At 38.5% G+C, this 20,498-nt stretch carries 10 protein-coding genes; 7 read left to right on the forward strand and 3 right to left on the reverse strand.

From position 1 onward, the window contains the following. Window positions 1-3: 3 nt before the first annotated feature. Window positions 4-2,025 carry an alpha-galactosidase gene (locus ACHLI0_RS13370; protein WP_490749366.1) on the reverse strand — a complete coding sequence of 674 codons (2,022 nt, stop codon included), beginning with the start codon at window positions 2,023-2,025 and terminating at the stop codon, window positions 4-6. Between the two features lie 177 nt (window positions 2,026-2,202). Further along, entirely contained in the window at window positions 2,203-6,246 is a 4,044-nt protein-coding gene (locus ACHLI0_RS13375; RefSeq protein WP_490749367.1) for a hybrid sensor histidine kinase/response regulator transcription factor, read from the reverse strand. A gap of 167 nt (window positions 6,247-6,413) precedes the next feature. Between ACHLI0_RS13375 and ACHLI0_RS13380 the strand changes: the two genes are divergently transcribed. The 5 genes from ACHLI0_RS13380 to ACHLI0_RS13400 all read left to right on the forward strand — a co-directional run bounded on the left by ACHLI0_RS13380 (window position 6,414) and on the right by ACHLI0_RS13400 (window position 16,787). After that, window positions 6,414-8,840 carry a glycoside hydrolase family 95 protein gene (locus tag ACHLI0_RS13380; RefSeq protein ID WP_055219069.1) on the forward strand — a complete coding sequence of 809 codons (2,427 nt, stop codon included), beginning with the start codon at window positions 6,414-6,416 and terminating at the stop codon, window positions 8,838-8,840. 217 nt (window positions 8,841-9,057) lie between these two features. Continuing rightward, on the forward strand, window positions 9,058-12,219 hold the full coding sequence (locus ACHLI0_RS13385) for a SusC/RagA family TonB-linked outer membrane protein (protein ID WP_490749368.1): 3,162 nt from the start codon (window positions 9,058-9,060) through the stop codon (window positions 12,217-12,219). Between the two features lie 11 nt (window positions 12,220-12,230). Continuing rightward, the gene (locus ACHLI0_RS13390) at window positions 12,231-14,246 is read left to right on the forward strand and encodes a RagB/SusD family nutrient uptake outer membrane protein (protein WP_055219073.1); all 2,016 of its coding nucleotides are present in this window, start codon (window positions 12,231-12,233) and stop codon (window positions 14,244-14,246) included. A 19-nt stretch (window positions 14,247-14,265) separates the two neighbouring features. Next, window positions 14,266-15,474 carry a DUF5000 domain-containing lipoprotein gene (locus tag ACHLI0_RS13395; protein ID WP_217719654.1) on the forward strand — a complete coding sequence of 403 codons (1,209 nt, stop codon included), beginning with the start codon at window positions 14,266-14,268 and terminating at the stop codon, window positions 15,472-15,474. Between the two features lie 20 nt (window positions 15,475-15,494). Beyond that, window positions 15,495-16,787 carry a DUF4998 domain-containing protein gene (locus ACHLI0_RS13400; RefSeq protein WP_062695862.1) on the forward strand — a complete coding sequence of 431 codons (1,293 nt, stop codon included), beginning with the start codon at window positions 15,495-15,497 and terminating at the stop codon, window positions 16,785-16,787. Between the two features lie 144 nt (window positions 16,788-16,931). On the opposite strand, the gene ACHLI0_RS13405 is transcribed toward ACHLI0_RS13400, so the two are convergent. Then, window positions 16,932-18,659: a right-handed parallel beta-helix repeat-containing protein gene (locus tag ACHLI0_RS13405; protein ID WP_234133986.1), complete on the reverse strand. Its 1,728-nt coding sequence runs from the start codon at window positions 18,657-18,659 to the stop codon at window positions 16,932-16,934. A gap of 199 nt (window positions 18,660-18,858) precedes the next feature. On the opposite strand from ACHLI0_RS13405, the gene ACHLI0_RS13410 reads away from it, so the two are divergent. Next, the gene (locus tag ACHLI0_RS13410; protein WP_055219082.1) at window positions 18,859-19,530 is read left to right on the forward strand and encodes an SGNH/GDSL hydrolase family protein; all 672 of its coding nucleotides are present in this window, start codon (window positions 18,859-18,861) and stop codon (window positions 19,528-19,530) included. A 31-nt stretch (window positions 19,531-19,561) separates the two neighbouring features. Beyond that, the gene (locus tag ACHLI0_RS13415; RefSeq protein ID WP_008767408.1) at window positions 19,562-20,467 is read left to right on the forward strand and encodes a glycerophosphodiester phosphodiesterase family protein; all 906 of its coding nucleotides are present in this window, start codon (window positions 19,562-19,564) and stop codon (window positions 20,465-20,467) included. Window positions 20,468-20,498: the final 31 nt, after the last annotated feature.

Consider the following 20,498-nt stretch of genomic DNA (forward strand, 5'->3'; position numbering starts at 1 on the left):
CGGTTATTTAAATTCAAGTAATTGCACGTCTTTGGAGGGTACGGTCACTTCAAGCTGTCCTGTGGCAGAAGTCTCGTTGCCGCTCCACAACTCCTTCACCTGATAGTTGCGTGCCTTGTCCAATCCTATTCTTTCTAACGAAAGCACAGTTGTCTGTTCCTGGTCCGAGTAGTTGAATACCGCACAATGGAAACGACCATCGGGTGTCTTTCTTACAAAGACATGTTCCGACTTCTCTCCGTTTCCTTCCACAGGACGGAACACTTCTCCTGTCGCCACCGCATTCACTGCCGCATTGGTCAGATATTTCTGTGACTTCTCTTTGGCGTCTTTTCCTCCTCCCGCACTGAAATCGTCTCCTGTAATGTAAATACCCGTAATGACACCCGAGGTAATACGGGCACGGTTTTCTCCGTCGGTAGCATCTCTCAGTACAATATGATCGGCATCATTATATTGGTAGATATACTTCTGCCACCAGCCGTATGAAAGAGCGTTCAATGTATATTCGGTATCCTTGATCTGGTTCCACGCATCACAGGCTATTCTGCGTGACTGCGCATACTGAGCGGGGAAAACAGGAGAAATGGAGAGATTGATATACATATCTCCAAAATATTGATTGAGCAGTTTCATGCCATAATTATATCCCTGTATACCTGTGGTAATCTCAGGATTATACCATTTGTCCGCTTCCATCGCACCGTGTGTCATGAAGTCCATCTTCACATACTCGAATCCTGCACGGTGGAACAAACCGGAAGTCTTCTTCATCATAGCTTCCACTGCCGGATGCGTTGGATCGACTGCATAGGCGCCGTCCAGTTCCTGCGGTTTTCCGTTGGCATAGAGATAGATATCTTTGTATTTATATTCCGGTGCTGCATCTACCGTCCGTTCCGGATCGCGTGCCCAGTCGGTGAACGGAGTCCAGTAGATACCACCGATCTGTCCGTTCGACTTACACTTTTCGATAAATGACTTCAGTTGCTCCTCATTCATACAGTCCCAACCGGAATCCAGACCGATATAGACAGTCTGATCAGGGTTTACAAAATAATTGTTCTGCAGATTCTCCTTGAAATAATCGGAGACTTCCATCGCTTTCTCATAAGTCAGATTGAATTGTAATGCCCCCCAGCTGTTCCAACCAAATGGAACAGCTTTCTCCCATGCTTTGGGAGGGGCAATTACAGCGTTGGCTTTTGCATACGCTTCAAGTCCATCGCACCAATCTTCAAAGAAACCCAAAAAGATTTTAGGGGATTTAATCTTTTTACCTGCTAATGCACCGTGAGCCTTTACGTCACGAGTCTGCTCATCTGCTATGCCCCCATAACATACCAGCGAACCAATGTTATCACAATCCCCCTTACCTATTGAAATACCTGTTTTCCAGTTATCATGTTCTACGGAGCCGATCACCAGACCGTTCCGGCTTTCATTATTGAATATGGCTGTCACTTCATAACTCACCAATGTATCGAAACCAAGCGGATGAGACTGATATCTGATCCATTTGTCATTGTCGAACGGAACAAAAAGGGCACGGTTATCACCTGCCTGCAAGAATCCGGATATAGAATCAACATTGACAGGAGCCATTCTGCCGGAACTGATTTCCTCTTTCGCTTCGACCGTAAAATCGGTCAGTATATATTCCTTACCCGGATAAAGATAGAAATACTGAGTCAGCTTCGGAAGTTCCTTATCCGTATACTCTACCTTATATATATGTCCTTTCCCGAAAGAATCGGAAACTTTGTCCGTACTGATTTTATGGCGGGCATAGTCAGTCGTCTTGATCTCCTTCCCTTCCCATTGATAGGAAGCATACATTCCGTTACAAATATTTTTTGACTTATAGGTGAGTGCTATCCCCCCTTGCTGATCATCGTAAGTTATATTCCATACATCGGTAGAGAAAATCTTGTCTCCACTGGCACAGTTGGAAAAGAAAAGAAACAGAAGAAGCATCAGGGATACTCCCGACATTTTTTTTAATAGTAGCTTTTGGTTTTTCATATGGTACAATGTTCTTATGTAAAAAAATAAAGCATACCCGAATAAGAAACCTTTTTCTCTTATTGAGGTATGCCACAAAGGTAAGGATTGGCATCTCCTTTACTATATACAAACGATTCAAAAAATGATAAAAATACGGCAAATAAGCTCCAATGGGGGCTAAGAGAGGTATTTTATCTATTTTGTGCCCTCTCCTGCCTCGACATTCTTTATCTCCTGCGTGATAATGATCTGCTTGCCGGATTGATATTGTTTCTCAAAATCTTTGGGTGTCATGCCGAATTGTTTCAGGAATAACTTGCTGAAATAAGACGGCGAATTGATGCCGACCATATAGCAGATATCTCCGATCCGGTATTTACCTTCCTGAATAAACTCGGCTGCCTTCTTCAGCTTGATCAACCGGATAAAATCGAGCGGAGACAAGTTGAACAGTGTCTTGATTTTCCTTAACAAACTGGAACGGCTCATGCAGAGTATATCCGCCATTCGTTCTACACCGAAATTATCATCGGTTATGTTATCTTCAATGACCTTGATCACCTTATTCATAAATTCTTCGTCCGCCTTGTTCATCTGCATATTGTTGACAGAGAAGAAGGGGCGTTTTGCAAAGGCTTCTCTTTCCCTGCGCCTGTTGTCAAGCAAGGACAGGACTTGTTCTTTCAGATAATTGAAAGAGAAAGGTTTCTCAACATATGCTTCCGCACCATATTTCAGACCGTTGATTTTGCTGTCGATGTCATTCTTGGCTGTCAGGAAGATAATAGGAATATGAGAAAGTTCCATATCCGATTTTACTTCCTTGCAGAGTTGGTATCCGTCCATTACAGGCATCATGATATCACTGATGATCAAGTCGATATGGCTGCTTCTCAATATTTCCAGTGCTTCTACCCCGTTCATCGCTGTCTCTACGGTGAAGTTTTCCTGCAAGCGTTCGAGAATAAAGGTCAGCATACTTTCATTGTCTTCTACCAGCAGGAGGGTATATCCATACATATCGGCCGTGACGGGCGTATGTTCGTCCAGCTCAACAATGTCTTTCTGTATGGCTTTGTTGTTCTCCTGTTTAATGCCCTCCATATTTAAAGGAATGGTCAGTACAAACATATTGTTTTCCTGACGGGTATCCAGATAGATCGTGCCTTTGTGCAGGGATGCCAGCGAACGTGCCAGAGACAAGCCGATGCCTACTCCATTACGGGGCTTCTCCTTTCTGTCCACCTGATAGAACGGTTCGAATATATATTGGCTGACTTCCGCCGGAATCTTGTTTCCGTCACTGGTGACGCGAATCGTAAAGCTGTCTTCTCCCTTTTCCAGTTCTACCAGTACATTCTGGCTGGCGTATTTCAGCGCATTATTGAGCAGGTTGCTCAGTATCTTGGTGATTGCTTCTTTATCTACGGCTGCCCATACCTGCTCTTCTGTCGATTTTAACTGCAATTCTTTCCGGTTCAGGCTGAACGTCACTTCAAAGCGTGCCACGATTCCGGCAAGAAGTTCGGTAATGTCCACGCTCTCAAATTTCATGGTCAGCTTGTTGGCACCGATCTTCTGGAAGTCCAGCAGTTGTCCGGTAAGTTCCAGCAGGCGTTTGGTGTTCTGAACCATCACACTGATATACTTCTTCATCTTGGGTTCCTGTATCTCCATTTCCTCAATGGCTTCGAGAGGACCGTTGATCAGTGTCAAAGGGGTACGCACTTCGTGCGCTATCTCTGTGAAGAAGTCCACTTTGGATTCGTACAGTTCCTTCTCCTTTTCGATCTCAAACAGCTTTTGCCGTTCTTCCAGTTGTTTCTCCTTGCGGCGTTTGTACCATAAGATGGTGCCAACCACGATCAGGATAATACATACTGTATATACAATGTAAGCAATGATAGACTGCCACCACGGAGGAAGAATGATAATAGACAGAGAGCGTGTGGACGACTCGGACTTGCTGCCGTGAGTAGCTTGCACACGGAAGGTGTATTTTCCCGGCGGAAGTTTGGCATACGAGATGTTCTGGTTGCTGGCAGCCCGTACCCAATCCCTGTCAAGAGGTTCCATACGATAATAGTATTGGTTGGACTCGGCCGTAGAGTAGCTGAGCAATGCCACATCAAAGCTGATATTGGCCTGGTCGTAAGGCAGGACGATTTCATCCGTATGTACGATACATTGTTTCAGGGGTGATTCGGGAGTATGCACCGTCACCTCCTTATTATATATACTGAACTTGGAAATGTAAACAGGCGGAAGCGGCTTTTCCTCCTCCTGAACAGTAGGATCGAACGCGATCAATCCGTCCACCCCGCCGAAATAGAACCTTCCATCCTGAGCTTTCAATGCCGATTGATAATTGAACTGATTACCCAGCAATCCGTCCTTATTGGTAAAGACACGTACATCTCCACTCTCGGGATTGAACTTGACCAATCCTTTATTGGTGCCAAACCACAGATTTCCGGCATCATCTTCCAATATGTTGTAAGCTACGTCATCCGGTAGTCCGTCTTCAATACTGAAAGTGGTAAAGTTGTCCTGCGCTTCATTATATCTGCATATACCGCCACGGTCGGTAGAGAACCATATATTCCCTTTACTGTCCTGCATGATGGAGCTGACGGAGTTGGAGCTTAGAGAGTTGTCAACTCCTTCCTTATAAGAATAATTCTTATAAGAATTATTCTTAGGATCACATTTCCAAACACCATTTCCCATAGTAGCAAGCCAAATTGTACCATCTCTAGCCTCCATTATATCGAAAACCCAGTTATATCCTACTTCTTCCACACGGTGAAATTTCCTTTCCTTAGGTTGTGATACATATAATCCCCACCCAGGTCCTATCCAAGTACGACCTTTACTATCTTTTAAAAAACTATATACACTTCCTTCTTCAATACCCAAATCCTTATCACTGACGTATTTAAGATGTTCACCAGGTATACTAATATCATTCATTCCTTGTTTAAATAATCCAACATATATATGATTTTCATAATGTTTTACTGATAGTGTAATGAGACGACCTGGAACATTATCATATATCTGATGTACTTTACCTGTTCGAGGATCCAATACATTAACACCATTATCTTCAGTACCTATCCAAATACACCCATTATTATCTTCTGCCAATCCACGGATACGTTTGGTATTTAAAGAATATGAATCGCTTCCCGGTACATATTTAGCAAAAGTCAAGATACGATTAGGCAGATAGTTGACACCTCCAAACATTGTTCCAATCCAAATTCCTCCTTCATAATCTTTATAAATAGAATAAATACTATTATCCGATAAACTAAATGAACGCATCAGGTCTTCTTTCAAATGAATAACATTATTTTCTTTCTCATTAATAATGAAAATTCCATGAAGAGAACCTACCCAAATTTCATCTCCAAAACACATTACATCTCGCAAAAATGTTTTTTTCTCACCAAGGAACGAAACTTCACTCAACTCATCTGTTCGAGTATTATATTTCAGCAAATCTCCTTCATGTATTCCCAAAATAGCATTTTCTTTCTGAAAACAAATACTTATAATTGTTTTGTCAATTAACGAACGTCCCATTCGGTCTGTCAAATATTGTTCAAAATTATCATCCCGATAATTGTACTTGAATAAACCTATTCCTGATGTACCTACCCATACTTCGCCCTGCTCATTGATACAAATACATTCCGGATTATTATTTTTTAAATTGTCTTTATCTATCAATGAATAATGATGTACCTTTCCGTCTTTATAACGAAAAAGTCCCTGATCAGGAATCAACACCCAAATATTATCTAGTGAATCAGACAGAATTTCCGCTACCCAGTTATCAAGAGTTATCCCTTCTGATGAAGCTATTTTGAAACGTTTAAATACATCGACCGCCGGATTATATATATAAACACCCCTGTCTGTTCCAACCCATAAATTCCTTTCTTTATCCTCAAAAAGAGCACCAATATTATGATTACCTGTACCCTCCTCCAAATCATCGCAATCGAATTGGAGAATAGAAGTTCCATCATAGCGGTTGAGCCCATTTTTTGTCCCAAACCACATAAATCCATAGCTATCCTGCAAGATTGCTTTTACATTACTCTCTGATAAACCATTTTCTCCATTAACACGGGTGAAATAAAAATCAGAATATTCCTGAGCAAAAATACAAATAGATAAGAATAGCAATCCATTTATGAAAGCTAATCGTAGTAGGTGTTTCTTCATAAATTATATAGTGGTTATATTTGGCTGTGCGCGCAAATATACACTAAAAAACAGTATATAAAAAGGAGTTGACGCATTTGTTTCAGTAATAGCCGCATTTGTTCATTTTTACTTTTCCCTTCTCCTATACCTTTGCAATATCATTTTGAAATAAACTATTTTATAACATGAGAAACGTAACATTAGGCCTGATAATAGGGGCCGCACTTCTAGTTAGTGGTAGTCTGTCACTGAAGGCAACCGAGAATAAAATGAAATTATGGTATGATAAACCTGCAGATGAATGGATGAAGTCTCTTCCTTTGGGGAACGGTCGTCTTGGTGTAATGATCTATGGTGGCATAGAAACAGAAACACTCGCTCTAAACGAATCAACAATGTGGTCAGGGGAATATGATGAACATCAGCAACGTCCATTCGGAAGAGAAAAACTCAATCAAGTAAGAAAGCTGTTTTTTGAAAATAACTTGTCAGAAGGTAATCACGTCGCAGGAAATATGATGGCAGGTAGCCCACATTCAGTAGGAACACATCTTCCCATAGGTGACTTGAAAATAAATTTTTCATATCCTCAAGGAGAAATATCAGATTATCGCCATGAACTGGATTTACATACTGCTATAAACACAGTTAGCTATAAAGTAGGTAATACTGAATATATACGCCAATGTATCGCTTCTAATCCAGATGACGTAGTTGCCATGCATATAAAAGCTAGTCGTCCAAAAGCAATAACGATGGAACTTGAATTGAAATTACTCAGACAGGCAAATGTAGTAGCATCCGGTAACCAACTTATTTATACCGGTAATGCAGAATTTGAAAAACATGGTAAAGGAGGAGTACATTTTGAAGGACGTATTGCTGTACAAATAAAAGGAGGAACAATAAAGGCTGAAGGGAAAAAACTTTATATTGAGAAAGCTACTGAAGTCACTTTATTATCTGATGTACGTACTAATTTTAAAAACAATACGTTCTCTGGTTACAACTACAAAATAAAATGTGAGAAAACAATTGAATTAGCATCAAAGAAAGATTTTAAGACTCTGAAGAAAAAACATATAGAAGACTATTCTCCACTTTTCTCCCGGGTAGGACTTTCGTTTGAGCATCACGCAAAGTTTGATCACCTACCAAACGATGAACGTTGGGCACGGGTAAAGAAAGGAGAATCTGATCCTGGATTAGATGCATTATTTTTCCAATATGCCCGCTATCTGTTGATCGCTTCTTCACGTCCTAATTCTCCTCTACCTGTAGCTTTACAAGGTTTTTTTAACGATAACCTCGCTTGCCATATGGGATGGACTAACGATTATCATTTGGATATCAATACTGAACAAAATTATTGGATTGCTAATGTAGGTAATTTAGCAGAATGTCATCTCCCTCTTTTTGACTATATTAAAGATCTATCAATTCATGGTGCAAGAACAGCAAAAGATTTATATGGTTGTAAAGGATGGACTGCACATACTACAGCCAATCCATGGGGATATACAGCTGTATCAGGTAGTATTCTTTGGGGATTATTCCCGACTGCATCTTCTTGGCTTGCCTCTCATTTATGGACACAATATGATTACACACAAGATAAAGATTTTTTAAAGAATACCGCATATCCATTATTAAAAAGTAATGCTGAATTTCTATTAGATTATATGGTAATAGACCCACGAAATAACTATTTGGTAACAGGTCCTAGTATCTCGCCGGAAAACAGTTTTCGCCATCAAGGACAAGAATTTTGCGCATCTATGATGCCGACTTGCGACCGTGTACTAGCTTATGAGATATTCTCGGCATGCCTGCAATCTACGGAAATATTAAATGTCGATGCCTCATTTGCCGACAGCCTCCGTACCGCTATCAGCAAACTCCCTCCTTTCCGTATCAGCACAAACGGAGGAGTACAGGAATGGTTTGAAGATTACGAAGAAGCACATCCCAATCACCGTCACACCACACACTTATTATCCCTCTATCCTTATTCTCAGATTACCTTAAATAAAACACCCGAATTAGCAAAAGCTGCCCGAAAAACTATTGAAAGACGTTTAGCAGCCAAAGATTGGGAAGATACAGAATGGAGTCGTGCTAACATGATTTGCTTTTATGCCCGATTAAAAGACTCTGAAAATGCTTATAATAGTGTAAAACAATTACTTGGAAAACTATCACGTGAAAATATGTTTACAGTTTCTCCCGCTGGTATTGCCGGAGCAGGTGAAGACATCTTCGCTTTTGACGGGAATACAGCCGGAGCAGCAGGTATTGCAGAAATGCTATTGCAAAGTCACGATAATTGCATTGAATTATTACCGTGCTTACCTAAAGAATGGAAAAACGGAAATTTTAAAGGACTTTGTGCTCGGGGAGGTATTGAAATAGATGCGAGTTGGAAAAATAGCCAAATAGAAAATGCAGTACTAAAAGCTACCGCTCCAATAGTATTTACTCTTCGTTTATCAAATGCAAAACTATACTGTTGGAAGTTGAACAAAAAAACATTCATTCCTAAAATAAAGGATGATGGACTAATTTATATATCCATGAATAAAGGAGATGATCTTACCATAATCATCCCTTAATAACAATTTTGCAGTAAATGCGTTATTTTTTGCTGCGTTTATACACTATTAAAATAACACATTTACCTAATTTTGACTCGTTGAATTTAGAAATTTATCACATTAAATCTAATAATATATGAAACGAATTCGAGATTTCCCCACCACTGACAAGACAACGATCTAGTTGCCAGAAATGTATTAACCTAATATTAATTTTAAATTATCCATGAAAAATATGAAAGAAAGACTCTTTTCATTCTTTAAAATGAATCGACTGATTCCAGTCATACTCTGTCTTTTCTTTGCGACAAGTATATATGCGCAAAATAGAGAAGTGAAGGGTATAGTGACAGGTGACGATAATGAACCTATGGCAGGAGCTACCATCAAAATAAAAAACAGTCAAGGTGGTGCAATTGCAGATATTGACGGAAAATTCACTATGCGAGTAAAAACCGGAGATATATTAGAAATTTCGTTTCTTGGTATGAAAAAGCAAGAAATAAAAGTAGATAGTAACGACTTTTACTCTATTAAATTATTTCCTGAAGCTAATGAGTTTGACGAAGTAACGGTAGTTGCTTTTGCCAAGCAAAAGAAAGAGAGCGTAATTAGTGCCATCTCTACAGTAAATCCACAGGAACTGAAAGTACCGAGTAGCAATCTGACAACCGCTCTTGCCGGAAGAATGTCCGGACTAATTGCTTTCCAAACAACAGGTGAACCCGGTAAGGACAACGCTCAGTTCTTTGTGCGTGGTGCCACAACATTTGGTTATAAAAAAGATCCTCTTATTTTGATTGACAACATTGAATTGAGTACAGATGATCTTGCCCGCTTGAATGTGGATGACATTGCTCAATTTTCTATTATGAAAGACGCTACAGCTACTGCTTTGTACGGCGCGCGCGGAGCAAATGGAGTAATCCTTGTGACGACTAAACAGGGAGTTGCCGGAAAGCCGAAAGTATCCGTCCGTGTAGAACAATCAGTATCCACTCCTCGAAAGAAGGTGAAATTAACAGATCCTATCACCTTTATGCGATTAAATAATGAAGCTGTAAACTCTCGGCGTGATCCTAATAATCCTGCTGCCAGCGCTAATTACACAGTTTATAGTCAAGAAAAAATAGAAAATACAATTGCTGGTACCAACCCATATTGTTATCCGGCAGTAAATTGGTATGATGAACTATTCAATGACTACGCTCTTTCTACAAGAGTAAATGCTAATCTAAGTGGAGGAGGCAGTGCAGTACGTTATTATGTAGCAGCTTCATACACCAAAGACGGAGGAGTGATCAAAAATGATAAACTCAACAACTACAACAGTAACATTAACTGGCAACGTTATTCTGTTCGGTCTAATATTAATATGGATCTTAGCAAGACTACAGAATTCTCTATTCGCGTCAATGGAAATTTTGATGACTATACCGGTCCGTTGGACAGTGGTGAAGGACTTTATAAGAAGGTAATGAAGACAAGCCCTGTTATGTATCCTAAAAGTTATCCTGCAACAGGCGAATATGTCAATGCTACGCATGTGCTATTTGGTAATGCCGATAAAGGAGCCTACATTAATCCATATGCAGATATGGTTAGAGGATACAAAGAATCCAATAATTTATTGGTAGCTGCACAAGCAGAATTAAAACAAAAGTTCGACTTCGTAACCAAAGGATTGGATGCCCGAATCTTAGTTAGTACCACTCGCTCTTCTTATTCCGACCTTACTCGAGCTATCAATCCTTATTATTATCAGGCCGACTATGACAAAGAAACCAATAGTTATACATTAACTAACATTGTAGAAGGGGAAGAGTATTTGTCATACAATCAAGGAAGCAGAAATATCAACACTACCAACTATGTAGAAGCTGCCATCAGCTATAACCGAACATTCGGTGTGCATGCCACTAGCGGAATGTTAGTATATACTCGCCGAGAAGAAAAAAGATCAAGTGAAGACACTCTACAGAAATCACTACCACGCAGAAACCAAGGGCTAGCAGGTCGCTTTACCTATGCTTACGATTCCAGGTATTTTGCAGAATTCAACTTTGGATATAACGGTTCTGAACGGTTTGCTGCTCACGAACGATACGGTTTCTTCCCTTCCTTCGGTTTAGGGTATATCATTTCGAACGAAAGCTTTTGGGAGCCATTATTAAACACAATGGATAAACTGAAATTCAAAATGACCTATGGTCTGGTAGGTAATGATGCCATTGGAAGTTCAGATGATCGTTTCTATTATTTATCGGAAGTAAATCCAAATGATGGTGGACGTGGCCAATATTTTGGAACAAATTACGGCAACCAAATGAATGGTGTATCTATTTCTCGTTATCCCAACACTAATATTACATGGGAGAAATCAAAGAAAGGGAACTTTGGTATTGAATTAGGTATGTTCAACAGTGCATTAGAAGTTCAAGCTGACTTCTTCTATGAACGTCGTACTCAAATTTACCAAAACCGCGCCTACATTCCTTCTACAATGGGACTTTCTGCCGGAGTAAGTGCTAATATAGGTGAAGCATCTTCCCGAGGAGTTGATTTATCAGTCAACTATTCTTATATTGCCAATAAAGATTTCTGGATAAAAGGAATGGGTAATTTTACGCTTGCCAAAGGAAGGTATGAAGTCTATGAAGAACCAGATTATGCTAGTTACGGACAAGGGTATCGTTCTAGAATAGGGCAACCAATCAACTTTAATTACGGATATATCGCCGAACGCCTATTTATTGATGAAAATGATGTTGCCAACTCTCCCTCACAAACAAGTTTCAATGGTGGAGCCATGCCGGGAGATATTAAATATAAAGATTTAAATAATGATGGAAAAATTACTAGTGAAGACCAAATTTTTCTCGGTTATCCTAATCAACCTGAAATTACTTACGGATTTGGTTTCTCTACCGGCTACAAAGAATTCGACCTCTCTATGTTTTTTCAAGGAAATGCAAGAGTATCTTTTTTCATCGACCCTAGAAACACATCTCCTTTTGTAAACTACGATGCAGGTGGAAAGACGGGTGTTCAACAATGTTTGGATGTTATAGCCAAAGATCATTGGTCTGAGGACAATCGTAATATATACGCATTTTGGCCACGTTTATCTCCCACACTTGTTGAAAATAATATGCAAACAAGTACCTGGTGGATGCATGACGGATCATTCATTCGTCTGAAAACTGTAGAATTAGGCTATACATTCTCGCAAAAAGCTCTGAAAAAAATAGGTGTACAATCTTTGCGCCTATACTTAACGGGAAGTAACCTACTAACCTTCAGCAAGTTTAAACTATGGGATGCAGAAATGGGTAATAATGGCCTAGGATATCCTATTCAGCGAGTATATAACCTCGGCATTAACATTAACTTCTAAAAAGCAATGATATGAAAAAATTTACGAAATATATTCCTACTATCATTTTGACGTTGCTTTGTTCTTGTTCAGATTATTTGGATATCGTTCCCGATAATGTGACAACATTGGACATTGTATTCAACAACAGAAATACAGCCGAACGCTATTTGGCCAACTGCTACCATTTTGTTCCAGACCATGGATCTGTCAAACGAATCCCCGGCATGGGAGCCGGACACGAATGTTGGTTCTATACTACTAATGACTCTCACTTTGACAATGAAGTCAGCTTTTATATAGCCCGTGGATTACAGAATATTGATGCTCCTTATGCCAATTATTGGGACGGAGAAGGAGGAAGTAATCTTCCCATGTTCCGTGCCATTAGAGAGTGTAATATCTTTCTTGATTATGTAAGAGATCAGCATAAAGTGAACGACTTGACAGATTCTGAACGAAAAAGATGGATCGCCGAAGTAAACGTACTAAAAGCCTATTACCATTTTTTTCTATTTGAACACTATGGTCCTATTCCTATTGTAGACAAAGCTCTTCCTGTATCGACTGATCCAGAAGGAGTAAAAGTTACTCGCATGCCAGTAGATCAAATAGTTGATTACATGGTAAAGCTTATAGACGACTCGTACAAAGACTTGCCACCAGTCATCACTATGGAAGCTACAGAAATGGGACGTTTGACACAACCTGCAGCATTAGCCCTTAAAGCCAAAATACTGCTGTGGGCAGCTAGTCCTCTCTTCAATGGAAACAAAGATTATGCAAATTTCAGAAACGAAGAAGGAGAACCATTCATCAACCAAGAATTCAGCCGTGAAAAATGGGTGAAAACAGCTGAAGCATGCAAAGAGGCCATAGAATCTGCAGAAACCAATGGATGTCAACTTTATGACTGCAGCATGGACATGTCTTATAGCCAGGACCTACCAGAAGAAATATTTTACAGCATGAATATCCGTCAAACAGTAACAGAACGTTTTAACTCCGAATTGATATGGAGCGTAGGCAAACAGGGTACCAATGAACTGCAAAACCTATCGATGGCTTGTATTGTTCCTTCTTTGCAACAAGGAAGTGGAAACGGTCAAGTAACAGGCAGTATTTTGCAAAGCAGGGCAGCAGGTGTATATGCTCCTACACTGGAAACAGCGGAACAATTTTACAGTAAAAATGGAGTGCCCATTGACGAAGACAAAGAATGGTTAACAAGCGGAAACTATGATAATCGTTACACAACCCGACAAGTGACTAGTGCTGATAAATATAACATGCGAACAGGCTGGACCACTGCCGTACTTCACTTCAACAGAGAACCCCGCTTCTACGGGTCTCTCGGTTTCGATGGTTCCACTTGGTATGGTAACGGACGTACAGATGTCAATGACTTGAATTATGTAGATGGTAAATATGGAAGAAACTCTGGAAACAAATGGGGATTTAACTACTCCATTACAGGTTATTTCGCTAAAAAAGTAGTATATTATCAAAATGCTATAACTCAATCTTCACAAGTAGTCTACGAATACCCATTCCCTATTATCAGATTAGGCGACTTGTATCTAATGTATGCAGAATCACTTAATGAAGCTGCAGAAGGTGATAATAATGTACCGGAAGAAGTTTATACATACCTACGGAAGGTACGTGAACGTTCCGGATTGAAAAAAGGTGTACTTGGACAGACCGAAGATATAGGAGATGTCAGAGTAGCATGGGAAAAGTACAGCAATGATCCTACCAAACCTAAAACTAAAGATGGGATAAGAAGTATCATCAAACAGGAACGTAAAATTGAACTTGCGTTGGAAGGACATCAATACAATGATCTCAGACGATGGAAAGACGCTTCAAAAGAACTGAGTAAATCCATTAAAGGATGGAACGTACAAGGAGAAATAGAAGAAGACTTTTATAAAGTCACAACTCTTTTTGTTCCTCGCGCATTTACAACTAAAGACTATTTGTGGCCTATAAAAAAACAAGACTTACAAGTAGACGACAAATTAATTCAAACGTATGGATGGTAATTATAAACATCGAAAAACAATGAAAAAAAGAATCTTATATTATATATGGATGGCATGTGCGGCAGTATTGCTACACAGTTGCGAAGATGTAGAAACTCATAAACCTTATGGGGATGACAGTGGACATGCTCCTGGTACAGTACAAGTGACTTCCTATGAACAAATTCCTGGTGGAGTGACATTGAAATTCACTGCTCCAACAGACGAAGATCTATTGTATATCAAAATAAAATATACACTTGACAATGGAAAAGAAATGGAAGCACGTGCTTCTCTCTATACTGATGAAACGACAATAGAAGGTTTCGGTAATACGAACCCGAAAAAACTAGTAATCTCAGCCGTTAACAAAATGGAGAAAGAAGGAGAAGCTATCATCACCGAAATAGTACCTGGAAAACCGGCATACCTTACTGCCATTGAAGAAATAGAAGTAAATCCTACATTCGGAGGTATTTATATACATACTACAAATAGAGGCAGAAACTATCTCATCTTTGATGTCTCTACAAAAGATTCAAAAGGTAATTGGAATGTAGAACATACAGAATATACTTCTGTAAAAAACATCGGCTTTACACTCCGAGGGTTCTCTGCCGAACCACATGATTTTAAAGTCCGTGTCCGCGATCTATATGATAACCAGTCAGAGGAATACTTAACAACCTTGACACCACTATATGAAGAAAAATTGGATTTGACCAAATTCAAAACTTTCTATCTAGCCAATGATATAAAGATGGACAACGCAGGTCATACTTTGGAGTCTTTATTCAATGGAGATCATGGATTAAACAGTTGGAATTATGCTCACGGTTATGACTTTAATCCTTCCGAGTTTCCTGTATGGTTTACATTCGATATGGGTCAAACCGCTCAATTAAGCCGCTTCACCTCATGGCAACGCTCCATGGGAGGTAGTTATTACTATCGTGCAGGTGCTATCAAAGAATGGGAAGTATGGGGACGTTCTGATTTACCATCTTCGGACGGAAGTTGGGACGGATGGACCAAACTGGCAGATTGTGAAAGTATAAAACCTTCCGGATGGCCCGCCGGTTCAAATTCAGAAGAAGATATAACATATGCTAGTAAAGGAGAAGAATTTGAATTTCCGGCAGATATTCCTCCAGTAAGATACATTCGATTTAAAATACTTTCTACTCATGACGGTGCCGGATTGGTAGTTATGCAGCAACTTTGGTTCTACGGAACCCCGATACAATAACCTTTTAACAAAGCAAAAGTATGAAAAAAATAAATATATTGATTCTCTGTAGTATCCTGTGCTTTTTCTATTCGTGTAATGGCATGCTGGATGGTATTCAGCCTTATCTAGACGAGGGAGAAAAAATCTATGTAGGAAAACTTGATTCACTCAAAGCTTTTACTGGAAAAAATAGAATCAAAATAGAAGGGAAAATGATGTACGGTGTAAATCAGGTAAAATGTGTTATTAGTTACAAAGATCCTATTACATTGGAAGAAAAGTTTAAAGAGTTTCCAATAGAACGTACGGAACCACGAGAAACCTTCGAATTTATGTTAGAGAATTTAACAGAAGGACAATATGACTTCTCGATAGTCACCTATGATCCCAAAAACAACACATCTATCCCGACAGAGGTATCTGCTTATGCATATGGCGAACTATACCAACAAGCATTAACCAACCGGATTTTACATAGTATCTCTCCTGAACAAAAAGAAATTGTAAATGAAAGTGGACAATCAGAAAGAATATGGGCAGCCAAACTGAATTGGAATATATCAAGAGGAGACGGTTTAGTAGGCTGTAACCTTGAATATGAACGTCAGGACGGAACTTTAGGCTCGAAATATATTTCAGTTGACGAGACTACAACAGAACTCGACAATTTTAAAGCTGATGGAATACTCCGGTACAATAGTATATATAAACCGACAACAACTTCCTTGGACGAATTTGTTACAGAATATAAAGAAGTTACATTGCCTTCCCAAAGTTACATTGGCATTACAAAAGACCTAACCAGTCTTTATATTAAGAATGCCGGATATCCATTTAGAGGATATGATGTAAGCAATAAATGGGGAAAACCTTACGATTGGAAATGGAATGAAGTTATGGAAACTAAAAATGCCAATGGAGGTGCCGGCTTCACAGAATATAACGATGGAACAATTCAGTTCGAAACAACACAATGGAGTCAGGGATATTATGACAACGGAAAGATCTGGCAAACATTTACTTTACCAGAAGGAAAGTATGAAATGCGTATCGAAGTAAAAAACGCCGCAAATATAGGTTCTGGCAGTACCAATATCCATTTTGCTGTAGCTCAAGGCGAATCACTACCTGACAATGAAGAATTGGAAAAGTCAGACATTATCCTCTCTTACCTCAAATTTGAGTCAGAACATACTAATAAAACATCTGCCTTACCTATATTTGAACTAACAGAAGAAAAAACTATTACCGTAGGCTGGGTAGTATCTTTCTCAGATATCTGTAGAAATATAGAATTTAAGTCAGTAAGATTGTGGAGTGTAGCTGAATAAAGTTCTCCATTTTATTAAACTATTCATCAAATGTTATTCTTATAAAAATAAACCCTGGAAGTTTGTATTATAAATTTCCAGGGTTTACTATAATCAAATCTTTTACTATATATTTATCTATTTCTTTTAAAATTGAAATAGAATTCATTTAAATAGGTGGTGCAACTGTACCCGATTTTCTTTTATTGTAACTTCATTACAATTATACATCTGAATAAAATCAGACTCTTTATTTTTTTCAGTATCTAGAGAATAAATCAAATTATGACGTATCATCAAGCCATCAACAGCTTTCGCTCGAATGGCACATGAGCTATTTTTTCTCATATAAAAATAATTTTCTTCAATAGTAATATTTTTATGAACCGCCCCTTTATATTCTCTATTCTCCGGATCAATGCTAATAATCGGTTCTCCACAGTTTAAAAACGTATTTTGACGAATAGTCAAGTCGTGTACCGGTCCTGACTCATACCAACTTAATCCATCATTGGCTACAAATATTCCACTCATCTGCATGCCGTAGAATGTATTTCCTTCTATCAGAGACTTACGTCGTGTTGTGATAAGAATCCCTCTGGTTGGTACTCTTGCAAAGTAATTGTTTGTAATCCGCACTTCCGGTGTCCACGTCACGTTCTCAACAACCAGGTCTTTCTGTTGCATTACCTCCGAAGAGAATGGACTTGACAGAGTGAGTTCCATTTCTCTTGGTGTTACTAATTTTGCCTCTTTTACTTTACATTTCCCTACTACCAACAAAGAACGTGAATCAACAAGTTCTATATCGTCTCCTTTAAAAAAGGCTTCAAATCCAAAAGTCTGATCATGCATAAAACGAAGTTTTAAACGATTGTCCGACAAAAATTCTATTACTCGCAAATGTGTACCATGTATATTGATAGGATCATCGTGTGCACCTACAAAACGGGAATTCTTAATATCAATCATACCACGGCAACCAGAAACCTGAATAAAATCAGCAAATCCCGCATTAGTACGTCCTGAACCTGGACGAGGAGCAAAGTTACAACGATCAACAGTAATATTCTCACTGTATTGACAGACTACCCCGAAATTTCCTAAATAATAGAAGTTGATATTCTCCAACAGTATTCCCTTACTCCTGTTTACAAATCCACTCACTTCGTCACGGAAAGAGTCGCGCATCTGAAAAATAGTATGTAGTCCTACTTGTGGTTTTGCTTTATATTGCAGATATAACACATTTGGACGAAGTTCTACTGTACGAAGCAAATTCTCCATCGGACTCCACGAACGCCAAGTCATTTCACTTATACGGTCATACGACTGCGCTATTCCGTTCTTAAAAGACCAACCATCACCATACCACTCCAACTGTTCGTCTACAATCCGATATTGGGATGTGGGATGTACCTGAACAATCAAATAATCATTCCCCTCTTCCAATACTTCAACCTCCGTTTGAGTAGGATGTTTATAATCTATATTAAAATTTTTCAAAACAATACCTTCACATTTATCAAGTACGAAACTTGTCATTTCACCATTCATCAATAAAGTTGACCCACAACCATCAATAGTGATATTCTTTAATGTATTAAGATACAATCCGATATGTTTAGTCGGATCAGGATCATCCAACTCAGAAGTCGTATTTGATATATAATATAACATTTGTGATGATTTCGCACGGTCTAACTGATAAATTCCCGGTGAAAACTTTACAGTAACTGGCCTCCCTTTACAGTCAGCAGCTTTTTTTAAAGCTAACGCTATATTTTCAATATCTTTTCCCTGCTCCGGAAAAACCTCTATTATCCTAGACTGGGCAAAAATAGCCAACTGGATGAACCAAACGCTCATCATAAACAAAATGTACTTTTTCATGATATTGATCTTTAAATTTTACTTTTTTCACAAAGATAGAAATTATCTATACCTTATTATAAATATAAAGCAATCAAAAAATAGAATGTTTGCTGCAAATATTTCATTTTTTGATTGCTTTGTACACATATAATCTTTCTGCTATTACCTAATTTTGTATCCGAACCTATATAACATAACCCATTAAAAAAAGAAAATAATGAAACACACTTTTATTACATTTATTCTACTGTCACTTTGTATTTTCACTTATGCACAGAAAAAGATTGCACGTGAATATATCGAATGGTCTGATATTTGGATTCCCGGAGCTAATAAAACAGATCTTCCACATGTATTGCTCATCGGTAATTCCATCACACGCGGATATTATGGAAAAGTAGAAGCAGCATTGAAAGAAAAAGCATATGTAGGGCGACTCTCTAATTCGAAAAGTGTAGGTGATCCGGCTTTAATCGAAGAATTGACTGTAGTACTCAAAAATACTAAGTTCGACGTTATCCATTTCAATAATGGTTTGCACGGATTCGATTATACAGAAGAAGAGTATGATAAAAGTTTCACAAAATTAATCAAAATCATTCGTAAATACGCCCCTAAAGCCAAGTTGATTTGGGCAACCACCACTCCCGTCCGTACCGGAGAAGGAATGAAAGAGTTTGCCCCTATCACCGAACGGTTGAAAATACGTAATCAGATTGCCTTGAAACATATCAATTATGCTGGCATAGAAGTGAACGACTTATGGAAAGTAGTCATCGACCATCCCGAATATTATGCAGGCGGAGACGGGACACATCCGATCGACGCAGGGTATTCAGCTTTAGCAAATCAAGTGATCAAAGTTATAAAGAATGTATTAGTACATTAAACCTTATTCATTCTATTTTAATATGGCAATAATGAAAAATCAAAAATCAACTCTATTATTAATTATCTGTTGTTTATCAACCTGCATAGTAACGGCACAACAACACGTAGAAACAATTAAAAATACTTTCTTAAATCCAAAATCAAACAAAGTGTTAGTTGTTGCTCATCGGGGAAATTGGCGTAGCGCACCGGAAAATTCAACTGCTGCTATTGACAGCGCCATTGCTATGAAAGTAGATATTGTAGAAATTGACATTCAAAAAACAAAAGATGGACAACTGATTCTAATGCATGATAATACACTAGATCGTACTACCACTGGAAAAGGAGAAATTAAAAACTGGACTCTGGCAGATATAAAAAAGTTAAAATTGAAAGATAAGGATGGAAAAGTAACAAATTATGTTGTGCCCACTTTAGAAGAAGCTTTGTTAACAGCAAAAGGAAAAATCATGGTTAATTTGGACAAAGCATATGACATTTTTGACGATGTATATGCTATATTGGAAAAAACCGAAACCCAAAATCAAGTAATCATGAAAGGAGGACAGCCTATAGAAACTGTCAAACGAGAATTTGGTTCTTATTTGGATAAAGTTTTATATATGCCAGTAATAGATTTAGGTAACAAAGAAGCTGAGAAAATAATCACAGACTATTTGAAAGAATTACGTCCTGCTGCTTTCGAAATTATTTATTCAGACCCCAAAAATCCGCTTCCTCCAAAAATAAAACAATTACTTTTTAAGAAAAGTTTGATTTGGTATAACACATTATGGGGATCACTTGCAGGAAATCATGATGATAATCTTGCACTGACCGATCCGGAAAAAAGCTACGGTTATCTGATCGAACAGCTAGGAGCCCGGATTTTACAAACAGATCAACCTGCTTATTTGCTCGATTATTTAAGAAAAAAAGGTTGGCACAATTAAATTAATAACATCTTTAATTCTCAATAAAACA

Source organism: Bacteroides sp. RCH18 (assembly GCF_058231005.1).